Annotated in this window: 19 protein-coding genes; 3 read left to right on the top strand and 16 right to left on the bottom strand. The window is 37.1% G+C overall.

Features of this window, described 5'->3' with window-relative positions:
• Positions 1 to 118 precede the first annotated feature (118 nt).
• Entirely contained in the window at positions 119 to 526 is a 408-nt protein-coding gene (locus BW946_RS15840; protein ID WP_076597090.1) for an RrF2 family transcriptional regulator, read from the bottom strand.
• 152 nt (positions 527 to 678) lie between these two features.
• Here BW946_RS15840 and BW946_RS15845 point away from each other — a divergent pair, with 152 nt between their 5' ends.
• The 3 genes from BW946_RS15845 (at position 679) to BW946_RS15855 (ending at position 2,469) form a co-directional block, all read left to right on the top strand.
• Positions 679 to 1,107: a DUF4268 domain-containing protein gene (locus BW946_RS15845; protein WP_076597091.1), complete on the top strand. Its 429-nt coding sequence runs from the start codon at positions 679 to 681 to the stop codon at positions 1,105 to 1,107.
• A 109-nt stretch (positions 1,108 to 1,216) separates the two neighbouring features.
• Positions 1,217 to 1,855, top strand: coding sequence for a hypothetical protein (locus BW946_RS15850; RefSeq protein ID WP_076597092.1), 639 nt, complete (start codon positions 1,217 to 1,219; stop codon positions 1,853 to 1,855).
• A gap of 245 nt (positions 1,856 to 2,100) precedes the next feature.
• Positions 2,101 to 2,469, top strand: coding sequence for a helix-turn-helix domain-containing protein (locus tag BW946_RS15855; RefSeq protein WP_076597093.1), 369 nt, complete (start codon positions 2,101 to 2,103; stop codon positions 2,467 to 2,469).
• 65 nt (positions 2,470 to 2,534) lie between these two features.
• On the opposite strand, the gene gldG is transcribed toward BW946_RS15855, so the two are convergent.
• The 15 genes from gldG to BW946_RS15930 form a co-directional block, all read right to left on the bottom strand.
• On the bottom strand, positions 2,535 to 4,205 hold the full coding sequence (gene gldG / locus BW946_RS15860; protein WP_076597094.1) for a gliding motility-associated ABC transporter substrate-binding protein GldG: 1,671 nt from the start codon (positions 4,203 to 4,205) through the stop codon (positions 2,535 to 2,537).
• A gap of 4 nt (positions 4,206 to 4,209) precedes the next feature.
• Positions 4,210 to 4,938 carry an ABC transporter permease gene (locus tag BW946_RS15865; protein ID WP_076597095.1) on the bottom strand — a complete coding sequence of 243 codons (729 nt, stop codon included), beginning with the start codon at positions 4,936 to 4,938 and terminating at the stop codon, positions 4,210 to 4,212.
• A 56-nt stretch (positions 4,939 to 4,994) separates the two neighbouring features.
• Positions 4,995 to 5,546 carry a CopD family protein gene (locus BW946_RS15870; protein WP_076597096.1) on the bottom strand — a complete coding sequence of 184 codons (552 nt, stop codon included), beginning with the start codon at positions 5,544 to 5,546 and terminating at the stop codon, positions 4,995 to 4,997.
• Positions 5,547 to 5,718: 172 nt separating this feature from the next.
• Positions 5,719 to 6,915 carry a glycine C-acetyltransferase gene (kbl, locus tag BW946_RS15875; RefSeq protein ID WP_076597097.1) on the bottom strand — a complete coding sequence of 399 codons (1,197 nt, stop codon included), beginning with the start codon at positions 6,913 to 6,915 and terminating at the stop codon, positions 5,719 to 5,721.
• 151 nt (positions 6,916 to 7,066) lie between these two features.
• Positions 7,067 to 8,998: a M1 family metallopeptidase gene (locus tag BW946_RS15880; RefSeq protein ID WP_076597098.1), complete on the bottom strand. Its 1,932-nt coding sequence runs from the start codon at positions 8,996 to 8,998 to the stop codon at positions 7,067 to 7,069.
• A gap of 83 nt (positions 8,999 to 9,081) precedes the next feature.
• A complete protein-coding gene (gene dacB / locus BW946_RS15885) occupies positions 9,082 to 10,551 on the bottom strand; it encodes a D-alanyl-D-alanine carboxypeptidase/D-alanyl-D-alanine endopeptidase (RefSeq protein ID WP_076597099.1) in 1,470 nt (489 codons plus the stop codon).
• A 161-nt stretch (positions 10,552 to 10,712) separates the two neighbouring features.
• Positions 10,713 to 13,160 carry a replication restart helicase PriA gene (gene priA, locus BW946_RS15890; RefSeq protein ID WP_076597100.1) on the bottom strand — a complete coding sequence of 816 codons (2,448 nt, stop codon included), beginning with the start codon at positions 13,158 to 13,160 and terminating at the stop codon, positions 10,713 to 10,715.
• Positions 13,161 to 13,434: 274 nt separating this feature from the next.
• Positions 13,435 to 14,343, bottom strand: coding sequence for an AEC family transporter (locus BW946_RS15895; RefSeq protein WP_076597101.1), 909 nt, complete (start codon positions 14,341 to 14,343; stop codon positions 13,435 to 13,437).
• Positions 14,344 to 14,535: 192 nt separating this feature from the next.
• The gene (locus BW946_RS15900) at positions 14,536 to 17,004 is read right to left on the bottom strand and encodes a beta-mannosidase (protein ID WP_076597102.1); all 2,469 of its coding nucleotides are present in this window, start codon (positions 17,002 to 17,004) and stop codon (positions 14,536 to 14,538) included.
• 123 nt (positions 17,005 to 17,127) lie between these two features.
• Positions 17,128 to 17,790, bottom strand: a complete 663-nt coding sequence (locus tag BW946_RS15905; protein WP_076597103.1) for a copper homeostasis protein CutC — start codon at positions 17,788 to 17,790, stop codon at positions 17,128 to 17,130.
• Between the two features lie 18 nt (positions 17,791 to 17,808).
• The gene (locus BW946_RS15910) at positions 17,809 to 18,363 is read right to left on the bottom strand and encodes a hypothetical protein (RefSeq protein ID WP_076597104.1); all 555 of its coding nucleotides are present in this window, start codon (positions 18,361 to 18,363) and stop codon (positions 17,809 to 17,811) included.
• 84 nt (positions 18,364 to 18,447) lie between these two features.
• Complete coding sequence (locus BW946_RS15915) at positions 18,448 to 19,443, bottom strand: isoaspartyl peptidase/L-asparaginase family protein (RefSeq protein WP_076597105.1); 996 nt, start codon at positions 19,441 to 19,443, stop codon at positions 18,448 to 18,450.
• A gap of 194 nt (positions 19,444 to 19,637) precedes the next feature.
• The gene (locus BW946_RS15920; protein ID WP_076597106.1) at positions 19,638 to 20,126 is read right to left on the bottom strand and encodes a DUF6691 family protein; all 489 of its coding nucleotides are present in this window, start codon (positions 20,124 to 20,126) and stop codon (positions 19,638 to 19,640) included.
• 26 nt (positions 20,127 to 20,152) lie between these two features.
• The gene (locus BW946_RS15925) at positions 20,153 to 20,716 is read right to left on the bottom strand and encodes a YeeE/YedE family protein (RefSeq protein ID WP_076597107.1); all 564 of its coding nucleotides are present in this window, start codon (positions 20,714 to 20,716) and stop codon (positions 20,153 to 20,155) included.
• A 4-nt stretch (positions 20,717 to 20,720) separates the two neighbouring features.
• Positions 20,721 to 22,142 (bottom strand): MBL fold metallo-hydrolase, encoded by a 1,422-nt coding sequence (locus BW946_RS15930; RefSeq protein ID WP_076597108.1) that lies wholly within the window; start codon positions 22,140 to 22,142, stop codon positions 20,721 to 20,723.
• Positions 22,143 to 22,198 lie beyond the last annotated feature (56 nt).

Genomic DNA, 22,198 nt, shown 5'->3' on the forward strand with positions numbered 1-22,198 from the left:
TAATGGTTTTACCTCTTCTTTTGAAATCATAGTTTATTCATTTGAAGTAGTGCAAATATCTGATAAAATATTTATCCTACAAAACAAGTAGACTATTAATTCAAAAAAAAGGACCGGGTTAATCTACCAGATCCATTAAAGTTTTTTTCTCCAGAATATTCAGGGAAGCATCGCGAACCTCTATCAGCACATCATGAAGCCCGCAATGATCTTCATTGCAGTCATCACATTTTTCATAGAAATTCAAACTTACACAGGGAAGCATGGCAATAGGACCATTGACAAGACGAATGATCTTCGCCAGTTTCACATTTTCCGGATTTTCTTTGAAAAAGTATCCTCCACCCTTTCCTTTTTTACTGTCGAGGATGTCCGCTTTTTTCAATTCAAGAAGGATGTTTTCCAAAAACTTTAAAGGAATCTTTTTATGTTCCGCAATTTCAGAAATAAGAATCGGACCTTCATTTCTTTTTTCTACAAGATATGAAAGCGCCTTAAACGCATATTGAGATTTTTTTGAAAGCATTAAAGCAAAAATACGAAAATTGTTTAATATTTGAAAAAGGACAGGAAATCTAAATCATAAAAGGGTAAAAAGGTATGTTTGTTTATCCGTAATTTTACGGTTTTAGATACCACAATATTGCCTTTCTCCTATTAAATCATTATGTTTGCGATATGTTCAGCAAACAAGAAGCACAGCAACTAAAAAAGGAATTTTGGACAGCTTTTGGAAGATCGTTTCCGAGGAAATGGATTCTTTACGATACCAAAATCAAGGACATGGCATTTAAATTTTCTGCCGACAACAAAAAAGCAGAAGTTTCTCTGGATATCGAAATGAAAGATGAAATCTTCCGAAATGCCTACTACGAAAAGATCTGGTCTCTGGAAGACATTTTAAAAGATTTTATCGGAGATTTTCAAAAAGAAGAATATTTTACTCTTGAAAACGGCAAGATAATCAGCAGAATATGGGTTGAAAAACATAATATCTCCATTTTTAATAAAAATACATGGCAAGAAATTTTTGAATTTTTTGTGGACAAAATGGACGGTTTCGAAAGGTTTTATTACGAATACGAGGATTTTATAAAGGACATATAGAATACTTACGAAATAAATACTACTTCATACTTCAAGTTAAGATAAAAAGAAAACTTATCTTTGCCACACCACTTAAGCTAATAGATGAAATAAACTAACATGATTAAAAATGAGAAAAGTGTACAAAAACATTTTTGGAGAGATTATTTCCAAAAGTAAAGCTGTGAAGCTGAGCGAATATCATCTGTATTATTATGAGGAAGGTTCTGATTTCCTGAAAGAAATTGAATTTATCAACGAAGACAGTGTTTACAACATCAATTATTTTCTAAGTGACCGGGAAGACGAGGCAAAGGTAGTGGATTATCTTAAAGAAAAATCTGACTTTTTTGATATCGAAAAAAAAGAAACTGCCGATGGCTTTATTATTTCTACCAATAAATTATATTCTTTATCTGTAGATGATCTGCCCCTCATTTCTAAAACCGTTTTCAAAACAGACGATCCTGAAAACTTCATCTGTTCACAGGTAATTGATAACGAAACCCATCAGCCACAGCTTGAAAGAACCATAAAATGCTGGTATACCAACGACGAAAACGGGGAAAAATATGCCGCTATAGAATGCAGCTATCAGGAAGACGGAAAACTGGAACTGGCGGTAGACAAAACCCCTGATCCTGATCATGAAGAAAACTGGATTCATTATGATTATGATACTTTCCAGGATCTTCAGGCACAGATTTCCACTGACATCAGTTATTACAAAACTGCGGCCTTACTCCCGAAGGAAGCTTACCAGCAGTAATTTATTTACATGTTTTATACAACACTCATATCAAAATTATGAAAGGGAAGAGCTTAATTTTTGCAAATGGCAATAATTGAGTTCTGAATAAAGATCAAAAAAAATAATAAAGACTGTTTCCGGTGCTGGAAACAGTCTTTCTCTTTTCTGTAACAAAACCAGTGATCAGAATCATTTCCAAAATAGGTTTAAAACCTTGTTCCATTTTATTATATTTGTACAAAGACACAAATATAAAAGTCGTTATGGAAAAGCTAAAGAATCTAAGAAAGCAAAGAGGCTACACACAAGAATATATGTCTAAAATAATATCCACAGATGTCTCCAATTATTCCCGAAAAGAGAATGATGAAGTACGAATATATGATGATGAATGGGAAAAGCTTGCTAAAGCGCTTGATGTTCCTGTAGAAGATATCAAAGAAGAAAGAAAAACAGCTATTGTCCATAATAATCATGACAATACTACTTTTAACGATAATGCAGGCAGCTATTTCAACAACTTCCACAGTATTCCGGATTCCATTGTAGAAAATTTGCAGAGCTATATTAAAGTTTTGGAAGAACAGGTGGACGCTTTAAAAGAAGAGAATAAAAAATTGAAGTCCAGATAGATTTTTATTATTACTTCAATGTTAACAAAACTCCCGGAAGATTTCTCTTTCGGGAGTTTTATATTTTATCCAAATTTCTTTTTCCTTAACCAGAAGAACAATCCTCCGATAAGACCGATAATGGCCAATGGAAGCAGTAAATTCAGCCACTGCCAGGTGGATTTTTCTTCGGTGATTCTTTGTCTGTCGAGAAGCCTTTCCTCAATGTTTCTGTTTCTCAGTTCCATCAGATTGCTGTCGTCTAACAGATAATCCAAAGCATTTCTAAGGAACTGTTCGTTTCCAAACTGTTCATTTGTCAACAAATCTACACCTAATGGAAGCGGTTTTCCTTTGATCACTTTGTTTCTTCCTACATCTCCGTCTGCAATAACGATCATTTTATTCTCCGGGCTGGATGTTTTGAACCCAGGGTAAGATTTTCTTTCAATTCTGGATGCATAGGCAGAATTAAACTTACCTTCCAATGCTACAGCGAAAATCTTCGGTGTACTTGGCTTTTCCATTTGTCCAAGGCTGTCTACACTTGCAATTTCTTTCAGATCCACATAGTTCGGAACCTGTTTCAGTAATGTTCTTTCACTGGATTCGAAAAGAACTTTTGTTTTGATATTCTTTCTTCCTCCTAATGTATCGATGGAAGTCGGAAATTCAAATTTTACAGGGTTGATATTTTTGGTAACCGGATTATTATTTTCGGCAATTCCAAGCGGATAATAAGGCCAGGGTAAGCTTGTGTACTGAGGATTTCCACTCACTTCTCCTGTAACCAGTCTTAAAAGGGCAAACTTTTTAACATCTTTTACCAAAGCAGGATTGATTCTCAGTCCGTAATTGAAAAAGAAGTCGGTCATATTGATATCAACCGGGAAAGGCATTACTTTTTTTGATCGTGTTAAAGTATCCATTTCAGCATTTACTGCATCAATCATCCAAAGGGTTTTTCCTCCATTCATGATGTACTGGTCCAAAATTACTTTTTCATTGTCGGTAAAAGCTTTTCTCGGTTTTGCAATCACCAAAGCACTCATCTGCTTTAATAACGGAACATCTTCTAATGAAAGCTCTGTCTGATTTTTAGGAATAATAGGTCCTGCATCATAGTTTTCCATGGCCAGCTGTACAAATCCCTGGAATTCATCCGGGTTCAGCTCATCATGGTTGACCAGAATCCCGATTTTCTTTCTCTTAGCAGCTGCAATATTTTTGATATTGGAGATAAGGTTGTATTCCAATCCTTCAATGGATCTCGTCAACTGCTGATCGGCATCAATTCCTGCCTGCTGAACCACCAACGGGATGGAAACTCCGTCATTTCCATGTTTAATCACCGCATAAGGGAAAAGAGTGATCTGTGAGATCTTTCCATCTTTTACATCCGGAAGAATAGACGGCTGCATTCCCATGGCCATCAAAGTATCCTGAGACATTTTTGTTTTAATCGGATCGATAAATTTAAAATCGATCTTCGGATTAATTTTTCTGAATTCTTCCAGCATGAATTTCGTTTCGCTTTGCAGCTGTTTGAAACTTGCCGGAAAGTCTCCTTCCAGATACACTTCAACCGTCAGAGGCTTTTTAACAGACTCCAATACTTTGATGGTGTTATCAGAAAGGGTATATCTTTTTTCTTTTGTTAAGTCTAATCTGATTCCCGAATAGGTCAGGATAATAACCAAAGGAATAATTGCAATTAAGAAAATTCCTAATGGAGATTTAGCATTGAACTTCTTCATGATTCTACTTCTTTTTGTTAATAAAATGATTAGACAATACTAATGAAGCACCGATAACAAGTACAAAATAAGCTACATCTTTAAAATCAATAAGCCCTCTTGTAAAGCCTAAGAAATGCTGATAGAAGCCAATATTCTGAAGGATAAAATCCGCACCTCCCAATAACTTATAACTTGCCAGCTGTTCGATTCCAAAATACATGATAAAGCACATGAAAACACCCAGCAGATAAGCCATAATCTGATTCTGAGATAGTGAAGAAGCCAGAATTCCCACTGCTGAAAATGCAGCGATTAAGATAATCAGTCCAATATAGCTTCCAAAGGTCATTCCAAGGTCAATATTTCCTGCAGGAACTCCCAAAACATACACCGTATAAAGGTAAATTAAAGATGGAATAAGGCATAAAATCCCAACAATCCATACGGAAAGGAACTTACCTGTCACCAGTTCTGAAACTTTCAACGGCTGTGAGAAAAGCCAGTTTAATGTTCCGGTTTGCTGCTCTTCCGCAAAAGTTTTCATGGAAAGTGCCGGAATGATAAACATCAACAGCCATGGAACCAATACGAAATAGCTCTGCAGTGAGGCCATTCCGATCTCAAAAATATTAGAATCGTTGTCGAAAAAGAACAGGAAAAGAGTCGCTATCAAACTAAAGGCGGCAATGATCACCCATGCGCTCCAGTTTCCAAAGTAACTCCAAAGTTCTTTCTTTAAAATTGCAATCATAGTTTTTTATAAGATGTAGAAAGGATGAATGTATTTGAAATACATCTACTCCACAATTATTTGTTTTTTTTATTTTTATTAACCAGTTTCACTGTCATCATAATCAGAAATACAAGAACGAAAAATCCTGCGATTAATTGCCACCAGTATTCAATTACCATCGATTTTAAAATAACGGTAAATACGACCAGAAACAGAATGAATGTTGCAATTTCATTAGCCTGTCTCAGTTTGATATTGGCAATGGGCAGTGTACTTCCATTCAGAACTTTTAAGTGAAGCACTTTTTTCCAGCACCAGTAATGGTAAAGGGCAAGTCCGATAAGGAATGTCAGTTTTAAATGAAACCATCCCATCTTCATTAATCCCGGATTTAAAAAGATCATCACCAGTCCGCAAACGGCCATAATGACTCCCGCAGGAACTGTGATAATGTTCCAAAGCCTTCTGGCCATAAAAGTATACTGCTCTCTCAGAATTTTCTTTTTTTCTTCCGGAAATTCATCGGTATCTTTATAGTAGACGAAAATCCTTACGAGATAAAAAATTCCCGCAAAGTAGCTTACCATAAAAATAATGTGCAGCGCTTTGATTATTGTATAAAGCATTCAGAAAAAATTAAAAGCAAAGATAAGCTTATTATATAATTGTTAAAAATAAATTTCTTTTGATCAGGAAAACCTAATCAAAAACAGATTTATATAAAAAATAGTTCGGCTCGGGGCAGCGAAGCTGCCCGAGCCGAACATTATATTTTCATTGTTGTAATCAATTCAATAATTAAGAGATCACTCCTAATTCTTTTCCAACCTTTTCAAAAGCTGCAATCGCTTTATCAAGATGCTCTCTGGTATGGGCAGCAGATAACTGTACTCTGATTCTTGCTTTTCCTTTCGGTACTACAGGATAGAAGAATCCGATTACGTAGATTCCTTCATCCATTAGCTTTTCGGCCATTTTCTGAGAAAGCGGTGCATCGTAAAGCATTACCGGAACAATAGCAGCATCACCTTCAGGAATATCGAATCCTTTCGCTTTCATTTCCGTTCTGAAGTATTCTGCATTTTCCATTACTTGATCACGAAGTGAAGTATCATCTGAAATCATATCCAGTACTCTTAATGCAGCTCCTACGATACCAGGCGCTAAAGAGTTGGAGAACAGATAAGGTCTTGAACGCTGTCTCAGCATATCAATGATTTCTTTTTTACCGGAAGTAAATCCTCCTAAAGCACCTCCTAAAGCTTTTCCTAAGGTAGAAGTGATGATATCTACTCTACCCATCACTTCATTAGCTTCATGAGTTCCACGGCCTGTTTTTCCGATGAATCCTGTTGCGTGAGAATCATCTACCATCACCAAAGCATCATATTTATCGGCAAGATCACAAACTCCTTTCAGATCTGCAACAATACCGTCCATAGAAAACACTCCGTCTGTAACAATAATTTTAAAACGGTGGTTCTTTTCAGAAGCTGCAATCAGCTGCGCTTCCAGATCCTCCATATTATTGTTTTTATATCTGTATCTGGCTGCTTTACAAAGACGAACACCATCAATGATTGATGCGTGGTTCAGTTCATCTGAAATAATAGCATCTTCTTCTGTAAAAAGGGGTTCAAAAACTCCACCATTCGCATCAAATGCAGCAGCATAGAGAATAGTATCTTCAAGACCTAAGAAATCAGCGATTTTCTTCTCCAATTCTTTGTGAATATCCTGTGTTCCACAAATGAAACGAACAGAAGACATTCCATAACCATGAGACTGAATCATCTCCTGAGACGCTTTCATTACTTCCGGATGGTTGGATAATCCCAGATAATTATTGGCACAGAAGTTCAATAGCTTTTTTCCATTAGCTTCTATTTCTGCGCTCTGTTGGGAAGTGATGATTCTTTCTCTTTTGTAAAGTCCGTCATTCTCAATATTCTGAAGTTCGTTCTGTAAATGTTGAAGGTATTTTTCAGAGATCATTTTTAGTAATTTTTTAGATGTGCTAATTTACTAAAAAGGCAGTAAAATAAAACCTTTTATAAGTTTAAATCTAAAAAATTGATAAGGTTTCACTTTTCAACACTATTAGTCTATAAATACAGTAGGACAATATCTATATTTATTTAAAATTTTAATGTTTGATAAATTTAATATTCTTTTCATCAATTGTAATGAAATAAGCTCCAGGAATCAATTCTGCAATTCCAATCGCTTTACCTGGCTGATACGTTCCTTTTCCAACCAGCTTTCCGTCTATAGCATGAATTGTAAAATCTATAGCTCTGTTAATTCCTTTCAGATTAATTTCGTTTTTTGCAGGGTTCGGATACAAACCAAAATCTTCTTTCTCCACAGAAGAAATACTTAAGGTATTATCCTGAACAACTGTAGAGTTTTTCTCAATAATCTGGTATTCATAATTAAACTGAACACTTGCGATCGGGAATGTTACCGATTGTAAAAAGCTTTGGTTATTGGATGTATTATTAAGAACAAAGTAAGCTGTCTGCCCTGAAGTTCCCGTCACTTTAATAGGTAAAGGCATTTCAAAAAAGCCAACGGTAGCACTGCTTTGTGTCTGAGAAACTTTAAATAAAGCCTGATTTCCACCCTGCATCCACTTGATGGTGTAGGTAGGATATCCTTCTCCATAAACCCAGTCATTGAAAAATTCTGTAAAATCCGTCCCGGTAGACTGAAGCAAAGACGCATTAAAATCAGCTGTACGTGCGTAGCTGTACGCCAGATTCGGTCTTGCATGATAATCTTTAAGCGCCTGGTAAAATGCGGCATCACCTAAGATCCATTTCAGCATTCTCAGTACATATCCTCCTTTGGCGTAAGACAATCTGCTGTCAAATATTCTATTGATGCTGGAAAGTCCAGAATCCGGAACATATACACTTCCTGTTGTACTTGCGGTAATATAATTGGACTGACCTTGTAAGTAATTCAAAAATTCTGTATTGGTCATCAATAGTTTTTCATTGGCAAGATGTTCTCCAAAAGTTGCAAAACCTTCATTCAGCCAGATATCATTCCATGCACCACAGGTTACTTTATCCCCAAACCACTGATGAGCAAGTTCATGGGCGATAAGCTGTCTGCCCCAACCTCCCATAGAAGACATGGTTTGATGTTCCATTCCGCCACCAAACATAAATTCCATATGTCCGTATTTTTCATTACGGAAAGGATAAGAGCCAAAATAAGTTTCAAAAGTATTCATCACCTGCTTGGTCCAGTTAATATTGGCTATGCTGGTGGCATTTGAATTTGTGGAAGGATAGATATAGTTCACAAAAGGAAAAGGAGGATTTCCGATGGTATCAGTAAGCTTAACAAAGTTGGTAATGGAGAGCGCAATGAGGTAAGCCGGTGTAGGATACATTGTTCTCCAGAAAGTAAGTTTAGTGTTTCCTGTAGGAAAGGTTTCAGACATCAGTTTTCCATTGGCTGCCACGCTGTAATTGGAGGGAGTTGTAATCTTAAAATCAAATCTTTCAATTTTATCATTTAAACTTTGCTTGGTAGGAAACCAATCCTGAGCGCCATAAGGCTCATTCAAAGTGGAAAGTACCGGAGTTCCGCTCTGGAGGGCAGTTCTGAAAGCATCATTACTGGTGGATGGTGCTCCTGCATAGTAAATAGTGAGAGAGTCTAATGTATTGGCCGGAATAGAAGCAGGAAAATCAATCTTCAGTTCTTTTGAAGGGAGCTGCTGAAAGCTTGTAATATTGGTTCCATGATATTTCACCTGGGAAACCGTTAATGAATTGGAAAGATCAAAATAAATGCTTCCTATATTTTGGTTAGGCTTAAAGTGAGAAGTCACTGATCCGGAGATATTATATACCGCAGGATCCAGACTCACATCCATTCTCTGATACTGCAAATCGTAATTCAGGGTATTGGGATTGATATTCCCGATATTCATCTTTTGGGTGAAGGATTTTTTCTCTTTCTCGATTAATCCTTTCATATCCGTATTTTGCCTTTGCTTCTGGGCATAAAATTGTTGAGACAATAAAAATCCCAACACCAAAAGGTACAACTTTGTCATGTTTTGAAAAATTTAATCAAATATAAAAAAAACCTTTTAATTCATGATTAAAAGGCTGTTATAATATATAAAATAAAATTTTTTTAAAGATCCAGTGCAGGTTCAAGAATTTTTTCCATTCTTTTCTTCACCATATCTACTGATCCGGAATAGTTATTTACCATCAAAGAAAAAACCAGTGTCTTTCCTGAATTGGTTTTCAGATAACCGGCTAATGTTTTCACTTTGTTCAAAGTTCCTGTTTTAGCAAAAACCTGTCCGTTCCCTCCTACATTAAACATTCTTTTGAGTGTTCCGGATTGTCCTCCGATGGGTAAAGAGGTCAGATAAGATCTGTAGTATTTCTGATCCATCAGAGAAGTAAGAAACTTCACCTGAGAAATAGGAGTTACATTATTACTTCTTGAAAGTCCGCTCCCATCAATATAGTTGAGTCCGGTCATATCAAAACCAGCATCTTTAAGGTGATTAGTCACTACTATTCTTCCGGATTCTGAAGTCTGGTCACCCATTTTCTGATATCCTACTGTTCTCAGCAAAGCTTCTGCCAATGAATTATCACTGTGCTGATTGGTATAATAAATAATATCGTTTAAAGTTGGTGATTTATACGCTGAAAGCATTTTTCTGTTTTCCGGTGATGCATCTGTCATTTTGGGAGTAACTTTCCCGGTAACAGGGATTCCGCTTTTTACTAATGTTGTTCTGAAAGAGTTGGCAAGGTAAGCCGGTGCATCAGGAATTTTGGTTGTTAAAGCTCCGTTTCCTTCGTATTTATCAGCATATACCATCTGATGATTGTAAGGGGAAACATAGAAAAACTTCTTTTCTGTGGAGAAACCTCCTTTTTTGACAATCAGTTTTTCGTTCGCCGGGTTGATATCTCGGGTACTTCCTGCCGGTAAATAATAGTTATTGTTTTCCAACCATACAACATTTTCCGGAAGCATTGAAATATTGCCTTTGAAAAGCGCTGTCTGAATGATAATATCACCATTTACCTTTTTGATTCCCTCTCTTGAAACGCCGCCTACGAAATCTGAAATAATATCTCTATAAGATGCTGCACCTGCTTTGTTTGTTCCCAAAGAAGGGTCTCCGCTTCCTATCACATAAAGATTTCCATTCAAAACTCCGTTTTCATCTATCGTTCCTGAATACTCCAGCTGAGTCATCCAGCGGTAGTTTTCACCCAGCATATTTAATGCGGTTTCCGTTGTCAGTAATTTGGTTGTAGAAGCAGGAACTAAGGGAGTATTTTCGTTGTACGAAGAGATGATCTTCTTCGTTTTCGGGTCGTACACTACGAATCCCCAGGTTGCATTTTTCAGCACAGGATCCGCCATCATTGTGTTTACATTAATGTCTACCAATTCTTTTGCTGACAAAACAGTCTTCTCCACCATTGTAGTAACGGGTGAAGGCAGGTTTAAACTGCTTTTCTGATTGTCATAATTCTGAGAATAAAGAACGGTAGAAACGGTAGATTGAGCCAGGAAAAGACCAGAAGCCAACACCGCCGCACTTGAAATATATTTTCTGAAATTTACCATCTATCTTCTTTTTGTTCTATAGTTTTGACTCTGTAAAAAACGAAAGGTTAAATCATTCATTAAAAGAGCCAAACACTTAATCAACGTCCAAAAGTAGAAATTATTGTTATATAAAGGACCACAGCTCCATTATAAAAGAGTGTAAAGTTTGTTAAAAATTGTTAAAAATCAACAAAAACATCTTTTTTAATGCTTTGATATGCAGTGATTTCATCAAATTCTTTCAAACTTATCAAAACCATGCTTTTGAATTTTTCATAATTTTTCCCACGGGGAAGCTTCAGCATAATCTGGAACTGATAGAAGTTATTCAGTTTTGCAATCGGTGCTCTTTCCGGACCTAAAACACATTCTTCAGGAAGATACTTTCTGAGGATAGAACCCAGAAACTGTGATGCCCGGTCTGCTTTATCCTCTCTTCTGTGTTTCAATTCAATCATGATCAGCTTGGTGAAAGGCGGATAATGGAATTTCTGACGTTCTGTAAGAATATATTTATAGATCTTGGCAGGATTGTTCATCTTGATCAGCTGAAATACAGAATGATCAGGATTAAAGGTCTGAATAAGAATCTTACCTTTTCCGGAAACCCTTCCGGCTCTTCCAGAAACCTGCGTGATCAGTTGATACGCTCTTTCTTCCGCTCTGAAATCCTGTACATATAATAAGGAATCCGCTTTTGGAATCGTAACCAGCTCAATATGATCAAAATCCAATCCCTTTGAAATCATCTGTGTTCCTACAATAATGTCTGTTTCCCGGTCTTCAATCTTCTCGTACAATTTTTCGTAGGCAAATTTCTTACGCATGGAATCGACATCCATTCTGTCTACTTCATTTTCAGGAAACAGTCTGGAAACTTCTTCGTGAATCTGCTCTACTCCAACTCCTCTTTCGTTCAGGTTTTCAGAACTGCATTTCGGGCAGGTTTTCGGTTTTGAAGCTCTTTGTCCGCAATAGTGGCATTTCATTTCATTTGCCGCTTTGTGATACGTCATTACCACATCACAATTAGAACAGTAGTTCACATAGCCACAGCTTTCACATTCTATGACATTGGAATAGCCACGACGATTGTGTAAAACGATTGCCTGATTCTTTTCATCCACCGTTTTCTTTATCTCCTCAATAAGTTTCAGAGAGAAATTTCCGGACACCTTTTTAGATTCCTGAGCTTCCTTGAAATTGATCAGTTCGTATTCCGGTAAATTAACATTCCCGAATCTTTCATTCAGAAAGATGTATTTCATTTTATCTTTTCTGGCACTGTAGTAGCTTTCGACAGAAGGCGTTGCTGATCCCAGAATAACTCCTGCCTTATACAGCCTGCCTAAAACCAGAGAAGCGTCTTTAGCATTAAAATAGGGTGAAACTTCCCTTGGTCTGTACGCAGAATCGTGTTCCTCATCTACTATAATAAGCCCGAGATTCTGGTAAGGTAAAAATAATGCATTACGGGTTCCGATCAGAATACGGATGTCGTTCTGTTTAATTCTTCTCCATACTTCCACTCTTTCAAAATCAGTCAGTTTTTGATGATAAAAACCAAGCTGTCTGCCATATTTTTTCTCTAATCTTTGGGTGATCTGTTTGGTAAGCGAAATTTCCGGAAGCAAAAACAAAACATTCTTTCCGTCGCGGACGCATTCATCAATTTTCTCTAAATAGATATGGGTTTTCCCTGATGAAGTAACGCCGTGAAGCAGGACATTCTTCTCTTCTTCAAAAGCCTCATCAATTTCAGCTTTTGCTGTTTTCTGCTGTTCGGAAAGCTCTTCAAGCTCCTCGATTTCTCCTTCATAGCTTTGAATCCTGTCTTTCTGCATAAAGTATTCCTCCACAAGACCTTTGTCTGCCAGAGGCTTGAAGTGGGAACTTCCGAAATAACCATCTTCAAACAGTTCAGATTTTTTAATGGGAACATCAGGATTTTCCGTCTGTTTTTCCAGAATAAGAAGGAAAAGATCTTTCTGTTTCTTTGCCCTGTTAAGCTTTAAAAGAATGTCTGTAAGATTCTGATTGGCCAAAACCTCATCATTGATTCTTACGTAAGCCACTTCTTTGGCTTTATACTTTTCAGCAATTTTCTCATCAATTTCAATGTACTGAAGATCAATAAGAGAATTGATGGTTTTTATGATATCTTTTTTAGGAATAAACGCTTCTATATCTGTCAGATTGATCAGCTGCCGTACTTCCAGAGCCTGAATAAGATACATTTCATTAACATCCAGGTTTTCAAAATCTATGATAGCTCCTGGTTTTAATTTTAAATAGGTCTCACTTTCCAATTTTAAAGAAGAAGGAAATGCAAACCTGTAAATTTCCCCCAGACTGCACAGATAATACTCCGAAAGCCAGTTCCAGAAATCAATTTGTCCCTGAGGAAGAATCGGTTGATCATCCAGCATGCTGATAATTTCCTTGGCGACAAAGTTTTCTGGTATATTATCATGAAGCTCAAAAACGATTCCTGTATAGATTTTCTTTCCGCCAAACGGCACCAGAACACGCATTCCGGGCTGGATTTCAGATATCATTTCTTCGGGAACTTTATACGTGAAAGATCCTTTTAAATTCAGGGGTAAAACAATTTGAGCGTATTGCAAGGGAAATATTTAAAGTGTAAAATTAAATTTTTCCTGAGAGAACTGCAACTTTGTGGAGATTCTTTTGTACTCCTTTAACAGACATTTAAACGCTACATTCTCCGTTTTCATTATGTCATTCCGTAGGAATCTCAACATTTCAGTTTGCAAAACCTTATTATCAAAAAAACTATATTATCAAACACCACAGATTGGATTCCTACGGAATGACAAAGTGTGCGGATAAAAGAACAACACAAATTCAGAAAGGATCGAAGAAAGGATTCATGAATGACTAAAAAAGAAGTTCTGTAATCTCATACCAGAATGCAGAGGTAATAAATCCTACAATAATACTGACTCCGATGATAAGGTTGGTTAATTTTGTGTTCAGCCTGAACTGTTCTGCGATGATACTTGAGGTAACGAGTGTAGGCATTGCTGCTTCAAATACTGTAATTTTTGCCACATTTCCTTTTATTCCCAATAATAAAGCCATTCCCAAAACAATTGCAGGTGCCAGAATCAATTTATAAAGCATCGACATCGACATCTGGGGAATCAGTTTTTTCCATCCATTGAATTTCAACTGTAATCCAACCGAAAATAAGGCTAACGGGCTTACCGTAGCAGCTAGTTTATCAAAGAAAGGCTCTGCAACAGTAAAGTCAATAAACTGCGACAACACCAAAGCGGAAATACATCCAATTAACGGAGGAAACGTAACCAACCTTTTTACAATGAATATTGCACTTACTTTTCCGGATTTACTTCCTCCTTTTACTGCAGCAATAATTCCGAGGGTTGAAAGGGCAAAGAACATTGTCTGGTCACAGATAATCGCAATACTCAGAAGCCCTTCACCATAAAAGGCACTGATTAAGGGAAATCCTATGAATGAAGTATTACTGTATCCGCTTGCCAATTCCAAAGTACTTCTGGACCGCCTTGAATATCCCCTGCTCTTACTGTAAAACATCATAAAGAAAAAGCAGAACACAGAAATTAAAAATGTAGCTGCAATGGGGAACAGCATCTCTGTTGTCCATTTTACTTTAGGCAGATATTTAAACGAAACTGCCGGAAGAGCAAGATAAAGAATCCAGGTATTGATACCTTTATGAGCATCGGGGTGGATAGATTTTGTTGCTTTGAATACCATTCCTGCAATGATACACACTGCAATCAGGACAAAATTTACCATAACTGTAATAAAATATGGGGCAAATTTACGGCTGATTTTTGAGTTGGAAGGGTATAATTTATATTTTTTTCGGTAGAAATTCTAATGAAACTTTTCAGTACTAAACCTTATAGGTTTTGAAAACCTATAAGGTTTGGAGATCTACCTGCCGAAAATTTATAACTGCTTGAAATAATTTTTTCAGAATATATTTTACTTCTTTATCACCTCCCAAAGACTCATCACCTCTATATTTTCCAGAGGTTTTGAAAGGGTAATTCTTTTTGAAGTTCCAGGAAGCAGGTCAAAGAAATTATCGCTGAAATGGGTATCACCAATCAAATAAATGTCCTTCGCCAGCATATCTGTTGAAATTTCAATTTCAGTGGGTGATATTTTTCTGATTTTAATCTCAGGTTGTAAGAGTTTCAGATCTTTTGGTTTACTAAAGAAGAACACCTTTTCAAATGTTATATCTTTTTCAGAACTGATCTTTAAAAAAGCTCCCGACAAATCAAACTGAGACAATTCCAATTTACTGACACTGCGTATTTTCTTACTTACATCAGTTTTTATATTATCTGACTGATTGCTTTTCCAAAGTATTTTTCCTTTAAAATCAATGAGTTCAAATTTGATATCTGCATTAAATTCTTTCACAAGATCACTGATCAGATAAATATCATAACTTTTATCGGTTTCAGCAATGGACACCAACACAGGCTCAAAACTTCTTTTCGCCTGATAATGGAAGGCTTTCCAATTTCCAAGGTAATCAATAGAAGACCATGAAACCACCGGCCAGCAATCGTTAAGCTGCCAATACAGCGTTCCCATATTATAAGGTTTTGCACGGCGATGGGCTTCAATAGCGATCTGCATTCCTCTTGCCTGCAAAAGCTGTGAAACATAGTTGTATTGTACAAAGTCCGTTGGAATTTTGTAATCACGCTTCAGGTATTCATTAATAATATCCCAGCCACGGGTGTGCTTTTCATGGGCTTTTATGGTTGGATTCTGAAGGTTTAAATCCGGAATTCCGGAAAACATTGATTTTGTGGTTTCAAGGCTTGGCGTGCCCTGAAAACCGTATTCAGACATGAAACGGCCTACTTTTTCGTTGTAAATTTCGAATGGCTGTTCGCCCCACCAAACGCCCCAATAATGGGAATCTCCTTCTGTAAGGCTTTCTTTATGTCCCCAGCCAATGGAGGGAGAGCTTGGCCAGTATATATTTTTATCAGACTTCAGGTTTTCAGCCAATGCATTGGGAATTACCTCATGGAAGAGTTTTTTATAATCTTTCCAGACCTGTAATGAATCATTTTTTGAATAGTTGAACTGTTTCTGATATCCCCAGTTGACAATGGCTTCATCAATTTCATTATTCCCACACCACAAAGCAATGGATGGATGATTCTGCAGCCTGTTGACCTGATCTTTTACTTCTTCTTTTACGTTGTTTAAAAAGGCTTCATCTGCCGGATAAAAGCTTCCTGCAAACATGAAATCCTGCCAGACTAAAATACCGTTTTCATCGCAGGCTTTGTAAAATTCATCATCTTCGTAAATACCTCCGCCCCAGATACGGATCATATTCATATTGGCATCCTTGGTGTCTTTGATCAGTTTCTGATATTTTTCTTTGGTCATTCTCGGAGAAAAGCTGTCTCCCGGAATCCAGTTCGTTCCTTTGATATATAACGGCTGGCCATTCACTTTAAAATAGAAAGATTTTCCTTTTTCGTCTTTTTCCTGTACTAATTCAACTGTTCTTAATCCTATCCTGATATTTTTAGCATCAATATTTTTCTGATCTTTTGACAGCTTTACTTCAAAATCACAGAGATGAGCTTCACCACGTCCGTTTGGCTGCCAGAGCTTCATCCCGCTTGTTTCATAAGGAACTGATATTGTATTGTTTCCTTTTTTTAAAGATATTTTTTGGTGAGTTGTATTAAGATCCAAGGTATAATCTCCGGCATTTTGAGCATAAATTTCTATGTCAAAGCGCAAATCATTAGAAGTGTCAGAAACTCTCTTCTGAATATCTTTGACGGTAATAATTTTAGCATTATTCCAAAATTCCAGCTGAATGTCTTTCCATATTCCTGCAGTAACCAGTCTTGGTCCCCAATCCCATCCGAACTGGTATTGTGCTTTTCTTACAAAGCTTCTGGGTGATTCCGGCATTGTAAACGGAACTTTTTTTGCTAATTCCTTTCCGGTATTCACGGCAGATTTAAATTTAATCTGCAATGTATTATTACCCGATTTCAAATATGGCTTTACAGAAATTGTCCATTTTCTGAACATATTGTCTGTTTTCTTCAGCAGCTGACCATTAAGATAGATTTCGGAAAATGTATCTAATCCGTTAAAAACAAGATCAATATTATCGTTCTTTAATTCCTGGGAAGAGACTGTAAATGCTGCCTGATAATCCCAGTCTTCATTTTCAATCCACTGTACTTTCTTTTCATTTTCATCCTTAAAAGGATCAGGAATGATCTTATTATCCAATAAATCCAGATGAACAGTTCCAGGTACTTTCGCAGAAAGCCATTTTTGATCTTTTGAATTTTTAAACTGCCAGTTCTCTGAAGACAAGCTTCTTTGTGAAAACTGTGCAAAAAGTAGATTCTGTGTGAAAATGAAAGCAAAAAGGATCGTTCTATTCATCAATAAATTTGTTTGTATTGTTACAATACCAGTGATTTTGCCATTCCGAGGCACGAAGGAATCTCTATTTTAGTGGTTTAGATTCCCGCTGCGCCTGGAATGACAAACTAAGTGCATATCATACTACCTGCCCTTCAGAGCAGCCACTTCATCTGCATTAGCGAAAGCTCCACCATCCGTAATGGCTGAAGAATGGAAGTAAGAAGCATGGGTAACGGCTCTTATTTCTTCAATATTGGATGCGCGAAGTCCGCCTCCAACAAGGATTTCTATTCTTCCACCGGAGAGTGCAACCAGTTTCTTAAGGTTTTCTTTTCCTTCAGATACATTCGTTTTCTGGCCGGAAGTAAGAATGGTTGAAAAACCACATTCAATTACTTTTTCCAAAGATTCTTCCAAACTTACAGCGCGGTCAAAAGCACGATGAAAAGTACATGGAAGTGGCGCTGCCAATTTTACCAAAGCTTTATTCTGTTCTATATTAACCTCATCATTTTCATCCAGAATACCGAATACAAAACCATCTGCATGTAAGGATTTTAATTGGACCAAATCATTTTTCATCTGCTCAAATTCTGAATCTGAATACGTAAAATCACCACCTCTTGGGCGGATCATCACAAAAATCGGGATATTGATTTTTTCACGGAGTTTCTTCATGGTTTCGAAATCCGGAGTAGTTCCTCCTTCGCTGAGACCGTCACATAATTCTATTCTGTCTGCCCCATTTTCAAAAGCTATTACTGCTGATTCAGGATTAAAGCAGGCTATCTCTATTTTTGACATTGTATTATCTATTAAATTTTATTTTGGTTCGTCCTGCAGTACATCTGCAATCAGAAAAGAACCGTTTTCTTTTACTACTTTTACTACTGACGGATATTTGGCTTTAAAACTATTATCAGTCAATACTACATTGAATATATATTCATTTTTTGAGGAGAGTTTTAAATCACAACTGCCGATTTCTATTGTATCCCAATCCTGTGCGGAAATGAGAAATCCTATACCGACTCCAGCTTTATCAGTATCAAACCTGGACTTCCATTTATTCTGAAATTCTTTTTCTGTAAGACTTCCATCCACATCCATATCTACATTTGTTGCATCAGTTTTATATTCGAAATAGTCTTTTGTGGTGATCTTCTGCATATTCTTTTCTTCATTTCCGATGTCTGCTTTAAAATAATCGACGATGCTTTTTTCCAACCATTTTTGGGCAGCTTCAGCGTCATTGGATTCATTATGCAAAACTATTTTTTCTTCTGTCTTTGGTTGTGTGATATCTGTTTTAACTTCCTTTTTTTCTTCCTTACATGCAATAATCAGAAATAAGGAAGCGATCATCGTTCTTTTCATATTTATTTTATGTTTTGGCTAAAGCCAATAATTATCTTTGATGTGTTCAAATGGGCTAAAGCCCATTCCTACTGAATTTTTTAATTATTTCAAAGCAAATTCAGGTTTCTCAAGACGATTTCCTTTCTGATCATACACGGCAAAGCTGAATCCATCCTGAATACAGTAAGAACCATATTCTCCCTGTTTATTGATGGCAATAAACCCTACCTGAATATCTTTTAGATTTTTGTTTCTTCGCTGATTAATTTTAACAATTCTCTCCACGGCTTCCTTACAGGCTTCCTGAGGATTTCTGCCCTGTCTCATCAGCTCTACCACAAGATGTGTTCCTACCGTTCTTATAACCTCTTCACCATGACCTGTTGCCGTAGCTGCTCCTACTTCGTTATCAACAAACAGACCTGCTCCGATAATTGGAGAATCTCCTACTCTGCCGTGCATCTTAAAAGCCATTCCACTGGTAGTACAGGCTCCCGAAAGATTTCCCTGTGCATCCAAAGCAATCATTCCTATGGTATCATGGTTTTCTATATTAGCAACAGGCTTGTATTGGCTGGTCTTTAACCATTCTTTCCATTCTTTTTCTGATTCAGAAGTAAGAAGATTTTCTTTTTTAAACCCCTGTGAAAGGGCAAACTGCAATGCACCGTCACCTACCAGCATCACGTGGGGTGTTTTTTCCATTACGGCTCTTGCAACCGAAATCGGGTTTTTAACATGTTCCAGGCATGCTACGGAACCGATATTATAATTTTCATCCATGATACAGGCATCCAGCGTCACTCTTCCGTCTCTGTCCGGACGGCCTCCATATCCTACACTTCTTTCTTTCGGATCTAATTCTACAAGACGTACTCCTTTTTCTACGGCATCCAAAGCCCGTCCTCCTTTTCCAAGGATAGTCCATGCTTCTTCATTGGCTTTTAACCCAAAGTTCCAGGTGGAAAGTACGATAGGTTTATTGATGTTTTTTTTATTTTCAGGCAGTTCTCCGGCCATTAGCTCTAAAGGGTTAATGGTAAGTGCTGCAGTTGCAATTCCCAGTTTTTTGATAAAACTTCTTCGGTTATTGTTCATTGTATGTAAGAATTATTTAATACAAAGCAAATATCTTAAAAAAATCCATTGAAAATTGTATCGATTTCTCACTATTTTCCTTTGCTGTTTTTTACTATTTTTATAATGGTTATTTTAATTAATATGTATGTTTAAAACCTTTAGAAAGAAAGACTGCAGATTATTTTCTGCAGTCTTTTTTATAAGATAAGATATCAATGAGGCAGTTTATCTCTGAAATATCCATATACCCATGTTCCGGCCACAGCGCTCAGCAGGGTAACAGATACTGCAAAAGCTCCTGTTCCGATCTGAGCAAAAAGAGGCCCCGGACAGGCTCCTGTAATCGCCCAGCCAAAGCCAAAAATCAATCCACCATAAATCTGACCTTTATTAAACTTTTTAGGGGTAAGTGTAATAGGTTCTCCATAAATTGTTTTTATATTGAATTTTTTAATCAGTCCTACTGAAATCATTCCTACCAATACAGCACTTCCAATGATTCCGTACATATGGAAAGACTGCAGACGGAACATTTCCTGTATTCTGAACCAGCTGATCACCTCTGCTTTCACGAAAATAATTCCGAAAATAATTCCTGCAGCAAGATATTTCAGGTTGTGATACCATTTGTGAGTAAGGGTACTTTCGTTTACACAAACAGCATCCTGGTGGCGTATATCGTGTTCTTTTTCTTTGATCATAATGTAATTCTCATTTTAAATTATACTTATAGCGAAAGTATGACAGGCAGTATAAAGTTTGCCATTAAAAATCCACCGGTCATGAAACAGACTGTCGCCACCAAAGACGGCCACTGTAAGTTGGAAAGTCCCATAATGGCATGGCCGCTGGTGCATCCGCCCGCATATCTTGTTCCGAAACCAACCAAAAATCCTCCCACAACCATCAAGATAAATCCTCTAAGGGTCAACAGGTTTTCGAAATTCATCAGCTGTAACGGAACCAGATTGCTGTAATCTGTAATTCCGTAGCCTGCCAGTTCAGCTTTCAGATCGGGATTCACTGTTATTTCATTCGGGTTTACCAAAAAATGAGCAGTAATCATTCCTCCGAAGAAAATTCCCAGAACAAAAAACAGATTCCAGGCTTCTTTTTTCCAGTCGTATTTAAAAAAATTCACATTGGCAGGGACACAGGCGGCACAGATATGCCTCAATGAGGAACTGATTCCAAATGATTTGTTTCCCATAATTAATAAGGCAGGCACAGTAAGCCCAATCAACGGACCTGCAATATACCACGGCCAGGGTTCTTTTATAATCTCCAGCATTTTTTTAATCTAATGTATTTAAAATTTTAGTCTGACACACAAAATCACTTTTAGGAACATTTGTAGAGGCAATTGCATTAAATCCACCTTCAATTTCTGAAAAATTTCTGTATCCTCTTGCCTGCAGGATACTTGCTGCCATTGTACTTCTGTAGCCGCTTCCACAATGCATATAGAAATGTTCTGTTGGCTCTATCGTATGAATCCATTCATTGATATAGGCCAGAGGTTTGCTGTATGCGTCATGAATATGTTCTGCATTGTATTCACTTTCTCTTCTTATATCAATGATTTTTGCTTCTTTTTCTTTGATTTCAGTTTCAAACTGTTCTGCTGAGATACGGTTGACAAGGTCTGTTTCCTTTCCGCTCTTTTTCCAGCTTTCAAAACCTCCATCCAGGAAACCTAAAATATGATCAAATCCTACTCTGCTTAACCTCGTTACCGCTTCTTCTTCAGATCCTTTTTCAGTAACGAGCAGAATAGGCTGGTTGACATCAGCAATTAAGGCTCCTACCCAAGGGGCAAAATCACCGTCCAATCCTATATTAATGGACTGCGGGATAAAACTTTTGGCAAAATCACGGTTATTTCTTACATCTAATATCAAAGCACCTGAAGCTTCAGCAATTTCCTCAAATTGTTCTGGAGAAAGAGCGTGCAACCCTTTTGAAAGAACTTCATCAAAACTACTGTATCCTTTCTTATTCATCATCACATTCATTCCGAAATAAGCTGGCGGAGGTAAAAGTCCATCTGTCACTTCTTTTATAAAACTCTGTTTGTCCTTTTGATTCAGGGCATAATTGGTTCTTTTTTGATTTCCCAATGTATCTACCGTTTCTTTCTGCATGTTTTTACCGCATGCTGAACCGGCTCCATGAGCTGGATACACCGTAATATCATCATCTAAAGGCAAAATCTTATTATACAAACTATCATATAAAAGTCCTGCCAGTTCTTCCTGGGTCATATTTGCTGCTTTCTGCGCGAGGTCTGGACGGCCAACATCCCCAAGGAATAAGGTATCACCACTAAAAAGAGCCTTTTCATCACCATTCTCATCAATCAGCAGATAGCATGAGCTTTCAAGGGTGTGTCCAGGTGTATGAAGAACTTTAATTTTACTATTTCCTATGGTAAATATTTGCTGATCTTCTGCAATAATGGCATCAAACTCTGGATGGGCTGTCGGACCATAAACAATTGGTGCTCCGGTTTTATCACTTAAATCCAGGTGTCCGCTTACGAAATCTGCATGAAAATGAGTTTCAAAGATGTATTTCAATTCTACTCCATCTTCTTTCAGTCTGTTAATATAGGGCTGGGTTTCTCTTAAAGGATCAATAATTGCGGCTTCTCCTGCTGAGGTAATATAGTAAGCCCCCTGAGCAAGGCATCCTGTATAAATCTGTTCTATTTTCATTATATTTTATTTTTTATTTTTTATTCTGTTATCTGATACAAATTTCCTGCTTTCCT

Origin of the sequence: Chryseobacterium sp. RU33C, from assembly GCF_900156015.1 — a bacterium.
Taxonomy (GTDB): domain Bacteria; phylum Bacteroidota; class Bacteroidia; order Flavobacteriales; family Weeksellaceae; genus Chryseobacterium; species Chryseobacterium candidae.